Consider the following 13,905-nt stretch of genomic DNA (forward strand, 5'->3'; position numbering starts at 1 on the left):
TGCCCCCTGGTCGTTACTTCTCTAATTTGTTGATGATCTGTCCGATATGCTTTTTCAGTTCATTAAACGTTTCTCTGTATATTTCAAGGCTTCCGCCGAATGGATCAAGGATCTCACCGGCTGGCTTCCCTGCAAACTCTGTCAGTGTAAAGGTTTTGCTCTCTGCTCCTTCAAACATGCTGACCACATTCCATTTATGCCCCGACGTCATCGTCAAAATCAGATCGGCCCATCCGGCCAGCTCCTCCGTCAGAACGCTCGAGGTATGTTCATGGGTGATTCCATTCTCCTCAAGGACCTGCTTCGCATGGGCGGAGGCCTGTCCTCCATTGGCAGCAAACACACCAGCAGACCTTACCTCAATCCCCTGAAGCCCCCGGCTCTTCAAAATAGCCTCTGCCATCGGACTCCGGCACGTGTTCCCTGTACAAACAAACAATATGCGTCTCATCGATGCAGCCCCCTTTCCCTCCATTATAAGCCAAATGTCACACTTTCAATAGACAAGCATGGAAAAATTTATAGAAAGTTCACAACCGAAATGCGGAGGCGGCTTGCTCAGAGCCGACAAGCATAAGACGAGCAGGACGGAAGGTTGTTCTTTAACCTTCTGGCCTGATTGGCTTATGACTCGAGGCTCTAGCCGCCGGAGCTGGACAACACGAAATGCGGAGGGTGCTTGCTCAGCCCTGACAAGCATAAGACGCTTTAGGATAGAAGGCGTTCTTTGCCTTCAATCCTAAAGTGGCTTATGACTCGAAGGGCTAGCACCCGGAGCTGGACAACACGAAGTGCGGAAGGGGCTTGCTCAGATTAAGGATCGCGGACTAAAAACGCCACATCCTGTGGCAACGTCCGCATGACCCGCATCCTGCGGGCCCAGCATAAGGCGCTTAGGAATATAAGGCGTTCTTTGCCTTTAATTCCTAAGTGACTTATGACTCGAGGCTCTAGCCCCTGGAGCCGGACAACACGAAATGCGGAAGCGGCTTGCCCATACTAAGGAACACAACTAAGACCCTCACGACCTGTGGATAAAACCTGCATGACCATTCATACAAAAAGGCACCCACTCGGATGCCTTCATGTGTTTAATAAATATAATCACACCGGCACCGCCTGAATCATAAAAATGGCCATAACAGCTTAATGCCGAAAGCCAGGAGGATGGCTCCGCCAAGTGCTTCACTGTAGGGTCCAATCCAGCCTTGCACCTTTCGTCCTGCCAATAGTCCGGCCCAGGTCAGAATTGCAGCGGCAGCGCCGAAACATACCAGGACAAGCGCTGTTTTTGCTCCATAAATCCCGAGTGAGAGTCCGACTGAAAAGCTGTCCAGGCTGACGCTCAACGCAAAAATGAGCAAGCCGAAACCAGCAGGCGTGATCAGGCTTGTATCATCATCCTTGATGCTTGACCATATCATCTGTGCGCCGAGCAGCAGCAAGAGCCCGCCTCCGATATAAGCCGCAATAGAGCCAAACTGCTCAGACAGCAGCCTGCCGCCAATCATTCCCAATAGCGGCATGAACACGTGAAAGAGGCCGATGGTTATTCCTATTTTAAAAATTTGCCTCAGGCGCAGCTCGAACATGCCCATGCCAAGTCCGACCGAAAAAGCATCCATCCCGAGGGCAAACGCCATTAACATCAACGTAATAAGTTCCCCAAAATACGCAGTCATCCATTCTCCTCCTTGGACTTGCTAATTCAGCATATGCACGTCCAAAGCGAAATAGAATCAGAGAAATGGGACAAAAATAGTGCCAGGCACCACCCGTGGACAATGTCCATAGACGGTGCCTGGCACCAAGATCAATATTTCCAAGTTTATTTGATGATGCGATGGCCTGCAGCTTTGAGGAGCCGGTTCATGACGGCTTCACCGACGCCTTCAGCCGGGAAGGCTTCGCTGAAAATCACGTCCACCCCTGAGCTGTTGAAGCTCCGCAATGCTTCGTACAGGGAGGCTGCCACTGTTTCAAGGTTTGCTCTCCTGCCGCATATAAACGTATAATCGCTATCATAAAAATCCTTATTTTCGGAGGTCGTAAGGACACCAGCTTTTAGACCTTCTGCCTGATTTTCACGTATCAGCTCCTGGATCCGCTCCCTTGTTCCTTCTACTATATAGAGAGGAGCATCGGGTGCATAATGGCGATATTTCATGCCAGGGGAGCGCGGTGCCTCCTTCTCATCGGCAAGTGCGGGGTCGGCCGCCACCTCTCCGACCACCTGTTCCAGCTGCTCTTTCGTGACTCCGCCAGGCCTCAGGATGACTGGTACCTCTCCCGTACAATCCAGTACTGTGGATTCCAGACCGACCCCCGTCGGCCCGCCATCCACAATCCCTGCAATCCTTCCATTCAAGTCTTCCGCCACATGTCCGGCAGTGGTCGGGCTCGGCCGCCCAGACCTGTTCGCGCTCGGAGCCGCAACCGGAACGCCGCTTTCGCGGAGGATAGCGAGCGCCACCGGATGATCCGGCATCCTGACACCCACCGTTGAAAGTCCGGCAGTTGCTGTCTCTGAAAGCTGGCCCTCTTTTTTATTAAATATGATTGTCAGCGGGCCGGGCCAAAAAGCGTTCATCAGCCTGTCTGCACTTTCTGGAATTTCTTCCACAATCTCCTCCAGCTGCTCCCTGCCGGCAATGTGGATGATAAGGGGATTGTCAGATGGCCTGCCCTTCGCTTCAAATATCTTTTTAACCGCTTCGTCATTTTTTGCATTTCCGCCGAGTCCATATACCGTCTCTGTCGGAAAGGCTACCGTTTCATTTTGGGCTAAAAGAGCAGCTGCCTGCTTAATCTGTGGATAATCATTTAAACTATCCACATTTTTATCCACTGACCAAATTTCTGTCTTCATTAATGTGCCCACCTTCAATACTGTTCAAATTCTATGTGGTTTACCCATTGTTTCGGCTTTTAAACCACAATCACTTTTGAAAGTATAAAAGAAGATGGAGGATAACTCAAGTTTTATCCACAAATTGTGTATAACTTTTCAGGAATGGTGGATAACTTTGTGGATATATCCACAATTTATAATGAAAGCTTCAGAAATGAAAAGTTATCCACAGTTAGAATATGCTGGACGTGGGCAGAACGGCAGAGATCTTCCGGAAGAGCACCTTTTTCATCCTGAAAGCCAAGCAGCTTAAAGAATTCTGATGATCCTTTTTTATTTGTCGCCAGATACAATGAGTGCAGCTCCCTCTCTCTCGCCAGCCGCAGTATCTGTTCCACAAGCAACAGCAGGTCTTTTTCCGATGCTCTTTCCGAAAGCACCAGTGAGCGGAGCAGGCCCACGCTTCCTAATGGCTCGATTCCAAGTGTCGCTTTGATATTCTGCTCTTCATCTTCCATAAGCAAAAAATAATTGATAGACTCAGAAATGCCATCTGTCCCTAGATTCGCTTTTTCCAGAAATGCGGTCAGTTTTTTCTCATCTTCTTTTCCTGCACAGCGGATCAATGCCTCCATACTCTCACCTCATTAAGTATTTGTAATCTAGTAATATATCTATGAGGCGGGAAAAAAAGTAGAACCGTAAAAACAAAAAACACGGCAGCCATCTGTATACGGGCTGCCGCGCTATCTCAAATCTTTCAATTTAAACTTCCTTTACATTATAAACTTAGTCGTTGTTATTGTTTCTTGAATTTCCGCCTTTTTCGCCAATTTCGCGATAGAAGTCCTTATCATGGTTCTCAGAAGTAGCTTCTCCGCCCTTTTGGCCGATTTCCTGGTAGAATTCCTTGTCATGATTCTCAGAAGTGGCTTCTCCGCCTTTTTTGCCGATCTCTTGATAGAATTCCTTGTCATGGCTTTCAGCAGTAGCTTCTCCGCCTTTTTGGCCGATTTCCTGATAGAATTCTTTGTCATGATTCTCAGAAGTAGCTTCTCCGCCTTTTTGGCCGATCTCTTGGTAGAATTCCTTGTCATGGTTATTGCTGGTAGCTTCTCCGCCTTTTCGGCCTCTTTCCTCGCGGGACATTTTATCGTTGTTGTTGTTGTTTGCCATGTTTTCCATCTCCTTTTTAGTAGTTGTTGTTTTAGCTTACACTCCTTTAATATCCGCTTCTCCCGGAATCAAACATGCTCCCAGCATATGTAAAAGGCTTGTCATGCACTTGTAACAAACGCATTAGCTTCTCTTATAACTTTTTTCCTATAAAAAGAAATACTGCTCTATGAAAAGAGCAGCATTCTATCCGAAGATTTTATCCCATAATTCTTTGATGAAAAACTTAACTTCCGCCTTTTCTTCCTCTTCTTTAACGAATACCGGATCTGTTTCAGCCTTCGGTACTTTTGGCTTATCACTTTCCAGCACATTCCCATCTAGTTCTTTCTTACCAAATTCTCCTTTTTCCTGATTTTCCTCCTCAAATCCGTCGCTTACAGCTACTCCATTTGAGAAATCAAGGAAGCATAGAGGAGGGAAAAGAACACACCACCAGTTTGCTCCATCACCTTCGCCAAGTGTAATCAGGATCGCTTCATACTCGCCGGCCGGATATAAAAACTGGCCATACAGCTTAGTAGGAAAATCTACTTTGCCAAAATTAGCTCTGACCGTCTGGTCTGAATTTTCTTCTTCTACCACCTTTTCTGCTATCTCCTGGATTTCCGGCAGCCTCTCCTTAATCAACGAACGCGCTTCTTCTATTGAAGTCAGCTCGCTGACCCATTCAGTGATCTCTTTATTTACCGCATCCCTCACCAACCGTTTCAGTGCCTGGTCTCCTTCGCTGTCGCTGTTTGCGAGAATGCGGAGGCGGATGGCTTCCTGCGGGATAACGAGCGGATCTTCCGCTGCCGCCTCTGTGTTTGGTATATATAGGCTTAGCATTGTTCCTAAGGATAAGATAATGATATATAATTTCGCTAATGATTTTGCTGTCATTTTTGACACCGTCCCTTCACTAATCCATTGTGGACAGGAAGAGGGATTCTTAAACTAGCAAAATATAAAAAAAGATCCCGTGTTTGAGATCTGTCAATTTAGATTGCTTATAAATGGGGTCAGTTGATTTCTGTTCCAGGCACTTCGCTTTCCGCGGGGCGGAGTTGAGCTCCTCGCGCTGCGCGCTGTGGGGTCTCAACTCTTCCGCTATTTCCCGCAGGAGTCTACGTTCCTTGCACTCCAATCAACTCGTTTTTTAAAAATTTATGTGCATAGACCAAAGGCAAGGGAGTAAATTTGGTTCTCCGAACGGAGTCTATGTTGCTGCGCTGCCGCCGATTGGTAATAAATGTATTTTGTGTAGAATCTTTTAATTTTTATGTAGAATAAATGAAATTTTACGTAAAAATATCTCATTTTTATGTAGAATAAATCGAAATCTATGTAGAATAACACCTACAACGATTAAATTCCGCCGAAAATAAGGCAGGCGCGCCTTTAAATTCTAGGATAATCCGATAAAATAGTGTGCCTGCTCACTTATTTAGTATATTTTTAATTAGATTTTAGCGGTAATACAGGTCCGACATAAAAAGAGGGCAGCCATTCTCCAATGGCCCCCTCACTCTTGAATCCTAATGCTTAAATTTTGCAATATACTAATCCTGCCAGCCAATCTCCGCAAATACCATCCGGTCCTTCCCATTGATATCGTAGACTGTGTCTATTTTGGCATCTGGGAATGCAGTCCGAAGCAGTTGGGATACATCTTTGCTTTGGCCGGCGCCGACTTCGAAGCCGACTAGCGATTTCTTTTTTAGCACGAGCGGCAGTTCCTGCATGAAGCGGCGGTAAAGGTCGAGTCCGTCCTGGCCGGCGAACAAGGCGCGGTGGGGCTCGTTTTCGGTGACGACTTCAGACATTTCTGCCATATCCCCGGTCGGTATATAGGGCGGATTGGAAATGATGATATCGAATTTCCGGCTGTTCTGTATGAAAGGCTGCAGCAGATCCCCTAAAATAAATTCTATTTCAGCCCCGTTGCGCTCAGCATTTTCTTTTGCCGTGTCCAAGGATGGTCCGTACACGTCTGTAGCAGTCACCTGAAGGCTCGGTGATTCCAGCTTCAAGGTTACCGCAATGGCTCCGCTTCCGGTTCCGATATCTGCAGCTGCAGGAGCAGCCTCCCTGCCAAAGAGCCTTTCCTTCCGCTTCAGGGCTTCGAGCACCAGCTCTTCTGTTTCCGGACGGGGAATGAGCACATTTTCATTCACAAGATAAGCGCGCCCATAGAATTCTTCTTTTCCAATGATATATTGCACTGGCCTGCCATCTGCATGCAAATTGACTGCTTCCTCAAAGGCAGCCTGTATCTTCGGGTCCAGTTCTTCCCTCATCTCCGCGAGCAGGCGGGAACGGCTCATATTCAGAAAGTGGCCAAGGAGGATTTCACCCGCATTGGAATCCCTCCCTGCCGTTTCTAAAAAAGAAGAAGCCCACTTTAGGGCTTCATAGACTTTCATAGGCTGATCAGGCATCTGAAGCTTCCTTCAACTTGGCTGACTGCTCTTCCATGATCAGTGCATCAATCACTTCATCCAGCTTGCCCTGAAGGATCTGGTCAAGTTTCTGGATGGTCAGGCCGATGCGGTGATCTGTTACACGGTTTTGCGGGAAGTTGTAGGTGCGGATCCGTTCAGAACGGTCACCGGTGCCCACTGCGGATTTCCGCTGCTGGTCGTATTCCGCCTGTGCTTCCTGCTGGAATTTATCATATACACGGGCACGAAGGACCTTCATTGCCTTTTCTTTGTTCTTGATCTGTGATTTCTCGTCCTGGCAGGATACAACCGTCCCTGTCGGCAAGTGGGTAAGCCGCACTGCTGACATGGTTGTGTTAACGCTCTGTCCGCCTGGTCCGCTTGAAGCAAACGTATCGACGCGGATATCTTTATCGTGGATCTCGATTTCAACTTCTTCCGCTTCCGGCAGAACAGCCACCGTTGCAGTCGAAGTATGGATGCGCCCGCCTGATTCTGTTTCCGGCACACGCTGCACGCGGTGGGCGCCATTCTCGAACTTCAGCTTGCTGAAGGCACCGTTTCCATTGATGATAAAGATGATCTCTTTATAGCCGCCTACACCGGTGGAGCTGGCCTCAATCACATCTGTTTTCCATCCCTGCACCTCTGCAAAGCGGCTGTACATACGGTAAAGGTCACCGGCAAACAAGGCCGCTTCATCGCCGCCCGCTGCTCCGCGGATTTCCATAATAACGTTTTTGTCATCGTTCGGGTCTTTCGGGATCAGGAGAATCTTCAGGCGGGCTTCAAGAGCTTCCACTCTTTCTTCGAGCTCCCCCAGTTCTTCCTTCACCATTTCACGCATTTCTGCATCAAGCTTTTCCTCGAGCATTGCTTTTGCATCCTGGTATTGCCCGCGGACTTCTTTATACTCGCGGTAAGCTTCTACCGTTTCCTGTATGCCCGACTGCTCCTTGGAATAATCGCGCAGCTTCTTCGTATCATTTACAATCTCAGGATCGCTCAAAAGCTCGTTCAGCCTTTCGTAGCGATCTTCTACAGCTTGAAGACGATCGTACACAGTCCTTCACCTCATTTTGATTCTATTCTATATAAATCGGCTTTGAAACCTATAAAAGCTTATAAATTCATAAAATAAGTCCATTAAACCATCTTGCCCATAACATTCTAATTATAGTATACAGGGCATCCCAGGTCAAAACCTAAAAAGCCCCGGAAAACCAGGGCTGGAAGTGGTATAGGCGGTGGTATAGGTGACAGGCACCCAATTCAGTTCAAACCTCGTCAAATCAAGGTCTTCGTACAGAAAGGTGGTATAGGTGCCTGTCACTCTTCAAAAGAAGTGGTATAGGTGCCTGTCACTCTTCAAAAGAAGTGGTATAGGTGCCTGTCACCTTCTTCTGTCACCTTCTACCGCTCACTCAACCGCACTTCAATGTTATACCGGGGAAGGGCTTTGGTGAGTGTTTTGTGCAGCTCGGCCTGGGCCTTGCGTTTTTCTTCGGCTGAGAGGCTTTTGTTTGTGTGGGCAGTGACCCACATGCGGCCGCCGTTGATCCAGACTTCATCCGGTTCGTATTCTGTGTATTGGCTAACGACCTGGCGGGCTTTGTCGACATCAGACTGATCGTTGACCCGCCCTCCATCGATATTGAGGAGATTCGGGTTCTGATCGCTCATCGTCCTCCCGCGGTTCTCGTCAGATACTTGATCAAGGCCCCTTTTCACCTGGCCCCCGCCGCTTTTGATCAAGTTTGTGCCATTTCGGTCTTCATTCTGCTCATGTATGCCCGCTACATTGTCATCCTGTGCACATCCCCCCATCAGGACAGAAAGAAGGACTGCTGCAGCGGCTAGTATTGATTTCATCATTTCGACACCTCCATTACTAGGTTTTCCATTCCTGGAGGTGATTCCGCAGTCCAAATTCAGCCAGTTTGGTTAAGGATTCCGGTTTTTTTAAACAGCAGAAAGCCCTGCTTTCAAAAAGCAGGGCCTGAGCTTTCATCTATTAAGATAAAGTACGGGTCGTTTCCGAACTGTTGAGGACGTTCGGCGATTTCGGTACTTCGTGATGGTGGCGGCAGCGCGGCTCATAAGCCTCCGATGCTCCGACAAGAATGACCGGATCATCGTATGAAGCCGGCTTTCCGTTAATGAGGCGCTGGGTCCTGCTGGCAGGCGAACCGCACACTGCACATACTGCCTGAAGCTTTGTCACAAGTTCTGCAATTGCCATCAAAGCCGGCATCTGCCCAAACGGCTCACCGCGGAAATCCTGGTCGAGCCCGGCAGCGATCACCCGGTATCCGCTGTCAGCCAGATGCTGAATCACCTTTACAACCTCATCATCAAAAAATTGCACCTCATCAATGGCGATAATCTCCATATCTTCATCAATATGCTTAAAGATCTCCGTTGAATGGCTGATGGGTTTGGCAATGACTGATGTTCCGTTGTGGGAGACAACCGCTTCCTCACTGTAGCGGTTATCGATCTGCGGCTTGAATACAGCTATCTTCTGCTTTGCAAATTGCGCTCTTCTGACACGGCGGATGAGCTCTTCCGATTTTCCCGAAAACATGCTGCCGCAGATTACTTCAACCCAGCCGTGGTGCTTCATTACATACATGAGTGGCCTCTCCTTCCTTGCTAAAGAAGACAAGGCGCCAAAGCGCCCGCTCCCCTTTTACAACTTACACTTTTTGCTAAAAGTATAAACCTATCTGATCATCATATTCATCTATCGGCAATAAAAAACAGGCAAGAAGTAAAAACTTGCCTGTTTCTTATCATCATTATTGCTGTTGACCTTTAAGACCGTATTTTTTGTTGAAACGATCCACACGTCCGCCTGCTTCAGCGAATTTTTGACGGCCAGTATAGAATGGGTGGCATTCAGAGCAAGTCTCAACACGAACCTCATTTTTTACAGAACCAGTTTCAAACTGGTTGCCGCAAGCACATGTAACCGTGATTTTCTTGTAATTAGGATGAATTCCTGCTTTCATTTCTTTCATCTCCTTTTGCCCTGAGTCTTGCGAAACAGAGTTATATAGTACGATGCTTGGTCACACCGTATAATTCAAAAACACACTGTTGTTATTATAACAAGGACAATGTGTTTTTGCAAGATGGGATTTACTGACTTTCCGATGAGGAACACATCAGGATTGGGAACGCCTGCCGTTCTTCATTTCTTCACCAAGATTGGCAAAGAACTCTTCATTGGATTTCGTCTGCTTCAGCTTGCGGAGGAATTTCTCGGCAAAATCAGGCGAATCCGACATTGACTTCCTGATCGCCCACAGCTTGTCCAGATGCTCTTTCGGAATGAGGAGCTCTTCCTTCCTTGTACCGGAACGGCGGATATCGATGGCAGGGAAAATGCGGCGCTCTGCAAGCTGGCGGTCAAGGTGAAGCTCCATATTTCCTGTCCCCTTGAATTCTTCATAAATCACATCATCCATCCGTGAACCGGTATCGACAAGTGCTGTGGCAAGGATGGTCAGGCTTCCGCCTTCCTCAATATTCCTCGCCGCCCCGAAGAAACGCTTCGGACGGTGGAAGGCCGCAGGGTCGATACCGCCGGAAAGCGTACGGCCGCTTGGCGGGATGACCAGGTTATAGGCGCGTGCAAGCCTTGTGATGCTGTCCATGAGGATGATGACATCCCTCTTATGCTCCACGAGTCGCATCGCCCGGTCAAGGACGAGCTCAGCCACTTTAATATGGTTTTCCGGCACTTCATCGAATGTCGAGCTGACGACATCGCCGGCAACAGAACGCTCAATATCGGTAACCTCTTCCGGACGCTCATCAATCAGGAGGACAATCAGCTCTGCCTCAGGATGATTCGTTGTGATGCTGTTGGCAATCTCTTTCAGCAGCATCGTTTTACCTGCTTTTGGCGGAGCGACGATCAGGCCGCGCTGGCCGAAGCCGACCGGTGCCAGGACGTCCATGATTCTTGTGGAAACATGCTTCGTCGTCGTTTCCAGCTTCATCTGCCTGTTTGGATATAAAGGCGTCAGCCCCGGGAAGTGGACGCGCTCCTTAGCCGATTCCGGGTCATCTCCATTGACCGCTTCAACCTGAAGGAGGCCGAAATAGCGTTCATTTTCCTTTGGAGGGCGGACCTTTCCGGATACCTTATCTCCGTTCCTTAAATCAAATCGCCGGATTTGCGACGCGGAGATATAGATATCCTCAGAGCTTGGCGAATAGTTGATCGGCCTCAGGAAGCCAAAGCCCTCTGACTGGATGATCTCAAGCACGCCTTCCATGAAAAAGTAGCCTTCCTGCTCAGCACGGGCTTTGAGGATGGCAAAAATCAGCTCTTTCTTTGTCAGCTTGCTGTAGTAAGATACCTTGTATTCTTTAGCAAGTTCATACAGCTCTTTTAACTTCATATTTTCTAAACTGGATATATTTAATCCCATATTGACACCACTCTTTTGAATTTTAAATCATTTTCCCCATATAAAAAGACAATAACGGACTTGGTTAAGAATATGGAAGGAAAAAGGAAAGAAATCGTTTGAGGTTCATCGAAGCATTGGAAGGATGATTCTGCTTTTTAAAAAGGTAGAATCTTTTGATCTTTTGGTATGTTCCTGGCGGCCCAGAGAGACTGGATATAAAAAAATCATGGCACTGCATACCCATCATAACAGATTTCAAAAACAATCTCTATTTTACCCTTATACCTGAAAGTTAATCAATATAATTTTTTCAAATCTTTCATAGACTGCCTGGTTACGGGGGAATATATAAAGGGACCGGCTTTAGCCGGCAGGCCAGGTCCCTTCTTTAGCATCATTTTTATGCTATTCTGATTCTGCAGACCGATCTTGAAAGGGTTTGCACCGGCTTTCAAAAAAATTCCTTATCTCATGACAAGATGCGGCTTCTTCTTCAGACTGTGCCGTCCATCGATGAAACGGACCGTACCTGACTTGGCGCGCATGACCAGCGAGTGTGTAGAACCGTAAGAGCCTTTGAACTGGACCCCTCTCAATAGCTCGCCGTCTGTTACGCCAGTTGCTGCGAAGATGGCATCGTCGCCTTTGACAAGGTCTTCCATGCGAAGGATTTTTCCAAGGTCAAGGCCCATGTTCTGGCATCTTTCGACTTCGGCATCGCTCTGCGGAACCAGCTTGCCCTGGATTTCGCCGCCGAGGCATTTAAGCGCAACTGCCGCAAGCACCCCTTCAGGTGCACCGCCAGATCCGAACAGGATATCAACGCCTGTATGGTCAAATGCTGTATTGATGGCACCTGCGACATCGCCATCATTGATCAGCTTGATCCTTGCCCCTGCATCCCGCAGCTGACTGATGATATGCTGATGGCGCTCACGGTTCAGGACGGTTGCCACGACATCTTCAATATCCTTATTTTTTGCCCTGGCAACAGCCCTCAGATTATCGATGACAGACGCATTGATGTCAATTTCGCCGACCGCTTCGGGACCGACCGCAATTTTATCCATATACATGTCCGGCGCATGAAGAAGATTGCCATGATCGGCGACAGCCAGTACAGCAAGCGCGTTCCAGCCTCCGGAAGCCACGATATTGGTGCCCTCCAGCGGATCTACTGCTACATCGACACGCGGGCCATAGCCTGTCCCGAGCTTTTCGCCGATATAAAGCATTGGCGCTTCATCCATTTCCCCTTCTCCGATTACAACGGTCCCCTTCATCGGTACCGTGTCGAACACATCCCTCATGGCAGAGGTTGCAGCATCATCAGCTTCATCCTTCACGCCTCTTCCCATCCAGCGGGCTGATGCAAGTGCTGCTGCTTCTGTAACACGGATAAGTTCCATCGATAAACTTCTTTCCATTCTGTTTTTCCTCCCCGGGTTGTTTTCTCTATCTGTACTCAGGCGTTTTTCATCTGCTCCATTTCTTCCTTGGTCAGATTTTCCCGCCATATGGTCGCTCCCAGTCCATTGAGTTTTTCAACGAGATGGCTGTAGCCGCGGTCTATATGCTCTAGTCCTGTCACTTCAGTTATCCCCTCGGCTTTCAGGCCGGCAATTACGAGGGCTGCCCCTGCTCTGAGATCGCTCGCCTTCACCTTTGCACCCTGCAGGCGGACCGGACCATTGATGATCGCTGAACGGCCTTCCACCTTGATATTGGCGTTCATCCTCCTCAGCTCATCAATATGCTTGAAGCGGGCGCCATAAATGGTATCCGTCACCATGCTCGTACCCTCGGCCCCTGTCAGCAAAGAAGTAAACGGCTGCTGAAGATCGGTCGGAAATCCCGGATAAACAAGGGTTTTGATATCAACCGCCTTCATTTTTTCAGGAGGGCTGACAAAGATCTGGTCATCCCCGCCCTCAATATTGACACCCATTTCACGCAGCTTGGCGATCAATGATTCCAGATGCTGGGGTATGACATTATCGATCAGGATCCCTTCACCTGCGGCAGCACCGAGGATCAAATATGTCCCTGCTTCGATCCGGTCAGGAATGATTGTGTGGCGGCAGCCATGCAGCTGGTCCACCCCTTCAATCCTGATTACATCTGTGCCGGCTCCCTTGATCTTTGCACCCATATTGGTCAGAAGCGTAGCCACATCGATGATTTCCGGCTCTTTCGCCGCATTTTCAATGATGGTTTTACCCTTGGCCCTAACGGCAGCCAGCATGATATTGATGGTGGCCCCGACACTGACAACATCCAGGTAGATTCTTGCACCCTTCAGCTCGTCCGCGCGAAGATAGATGGCCCCCTGTTCATTCGTTATGCTGGCACCAAGTGCTTCAAAGCCTTTGATGTGCTGGTCGATCGGGCGCGGTCCCAGATGGCAGCCGCCAGGAAGGCCGATCACTGCTTTTTTAAAGCGGCCGAGCATCGCCCCCATTAAATAATAAGAGGCACGGAGCATTTTTACTTTTCCATTGGGCAAGGGCATGGAAATCATCGAAGAGGGATCAACGGTCATATCGTTGTCAGTGAAATCGACAGTCCCGCCAATTTCCTCCAAAAGCCCTTTCAGTATTTGAACGTCAGAAATATCCGGCAAACCTTCAATTGTCACAGGCGAATCTGCCAAAATCGTAGCCGGGATCAATGCAACCGCGCTGTTCTTGGCTCCGCTGATCCTTACAGTTCCTTTTAAGGGGTAGCCGCCCGCAATCATAAGCTTTTCCATTTTCGACTTCCTTTCCTGCCCTTGAGTGCCTATTCGCAAATCCAGTCTGAACATTGATTGCCAGCCTGCCGCTGCAGGCGAAAGTATGACACTGTTGGACTTTTCATTTCTCAATAGTTGATAGCTTGTCCATTATACGCAATCTATAAGGGATAATTTTCCATGAGCAAAAGACGAATTCCGACATTATCCTCACCATCTAGTTTACACGAAAAATTAAACTTCATGTATGGGAATTGAAAAAAGTTAAATTTTTGAAGTATGCACTTACAT

At 48.3% G+C, this 13,905-nt stretch carries 14 protein-coding genes; all 14 read right to left on the reverse strand.

The genetic code is table 11. The features are described 5' to 3' along the window. Positions 1 to 13: 13 nt before the first annotated feature. Positions 14 to 451, reverse strand: a complete 438-nt coding sequence (locus AC4E8B_RS23105; RefSeq protein ID WP_490215845.1) for a low molecular weight protein arginine phosphatase — start codon at positions 449 to 451, stop codon at positions 14 to 16. A gap of 673 nt (positions 452 to 1,124) precedes the next feature. Next, positions 1,125 to 1,682, reverse strand: a complete 558-nt coding sequence (locus tag AC4E8B_RS23110) for a manganese efflux pump MntP (RefSeq protein WP_490215846.1) — start codon at positions 1,680 to 1,682, stop codon at positions 1,125 to 1,127. A gap of 146 nt (positions 1,683 to 1,828) precedes the next feature. Continuing rightward, positions 1,829 to 2,869, reverse strand: coding sequence for an L-threonylcarbamoyladenylate synthase (locus AC4E8B_RS23115; RefSeq protein WP_490215847.1), 1,041 nt, complete (start codon positions 2,867 to 2,869; stop codon positions 1,829 to 1,831). A gap of 176 nt (positions 2,870 to 3,045) precedes the next feature. Next, the gene (locus tag AC4E8B_RS23120) at positions 3,046 to 3,486 is read right to left on the reverse strand and encodes a GNAT family N-acetyltransferase (protein ID WP_490215848.1); all 441 of its coding nucleotides are present in this window, start codon (positions 3,484 to 3,486) and stop codon (positions 3,046 to 3,048) included. A gap of 154 nt (positions 3,487 to 3,640) precedes the next feature. Beyond that, complete coding sequence (gsiB, locus tag AC4E8B_RS23125) at positions 3,641 to 4,027, reverse strand: glucose starvation-inducible protein GsiB (RefSeq protein WP_490215849.1); 387 nt, start codon at positions 4,025 to 4,027, stop codon at positions 3,641 to 3,643. A 186-nt stretch (positions 4,028 to 4,213) separates the two neighbouring features. After that, the gene (gene spoIIR / locus AC4E8B_RS23130; protein WP_490215851.1) at positions 4,214 to 4,912 is read right to left on the reverse strand and encodes a stage II sporulation protein R; all 699 of its coding nucleotides are present in this window, start codon (positions 4,910 to 4,912) and stop codon (positions 4,214 to 4,216) included. A 659-nt stretch (positions 4,913 to 5,571) separates the two neighbouring features. Continuing rightward, positions 5,572 to 6,450: a peptide chain release factor N(5)-glutamine methyltransferase gene (gene prmC / locus AC4E8B_RS23135; RefSeq protein WP_490215853.1), complete on the reverse strand. Its 879-nt coding sequence runs from the start codon at positions 6,448 to 6,450 to the stop codon at positions 5,572 to 5,574. Beyond that, entirely contained in the window at positions 6,443 to 7,516 is a 1,074-nt protein-coding gene (prfA, locus tag AC4E8B_RS23140) for a peptide chain release factor 1 (protein ID WP_490215855.1), read from the reverse strand. The genes prmC and prfA overlap by 8 nt, the downstream gene beginning before the upstream one ends. Positions 7,517 to 7,866: 350 nt before the next feature. After that, complete coding sequence (locus AC4E8B_RS23145) at positions 7,867 to 8,328, reverse strand: hypothetical protein (RefSeq protein WP_490215857.1); 462 nt, start codon at positions 8,326 to 8,328, stop codon at positions 7,867 to 7,869. A 139-nt stretch (positions 8,329 to 8,467) separates the two neighbouring features. Continuing rightward, a complete protein-coding gene (locus AC4E8B_RS23150; RefSeq protein ID WP_490215858.1) occupies positions 8,468 to 9,088 on the reverse strand; it encodes a thymidine kinase in 621 nt (206 codons plus the stop codon). A gap of 166 nt (positions 9,089 to 9,254) precedes the next feature. Beyond that, a complete protein-coding gene (rpmE, locus tag AC4E8B_RS23155; protein WP_490215859.1) occupies positions 9,255 to 9,467 on the reverse strand; it encodes a 50S ribosomal protein L31 in 213 nt (70 codons plus the stop codon). 156 nt (positions 9,468 to 9,623) lie between these two features. Next, complete coding sequence (gene rho, locus AC4E8B_RS23160; protein ID WP_490215860.1) at positions 9,624 to 10,898, reverse strand: transcription termination factor Rho; 1,275 nt, start codon at positions 10,896 to 10,898, stop codon at positions 9,624 to 9,626. Between the two features lie 446 nt (positions 10,899 to 11,344). Next, a complete protein-coding gene (gene glpX, locus AC4E8B_RS23165; protein ID WP_490215861.1) occupies positions 11,345 to 12,307 on the reverse strand; it encodes a class II fructose-bisphosphatase in 963 nt (320 codons plus the stop codon). Between the two features lie 38 nt (positions 12,308 to 12,345). Next, positions 12,346 to 13,632: a UDP-N-acetylglucosamine 1-carboxyvinyltransferase gene (murA, locus tag AC4E8B_RS23170; protein ID WP_490215862.1), complete on the reverse strand. Its 1,287-nt coding sequence runs from the start codon at positions 13,630 to 13,632 to the stop codon at positions 12,346 to 12,348. Positions 13,633 to 13,905 lie beyond the last annotated feature (273 nt).

Source organism: Bacillus sp. SRL543, from assembly GCF_984799205.1.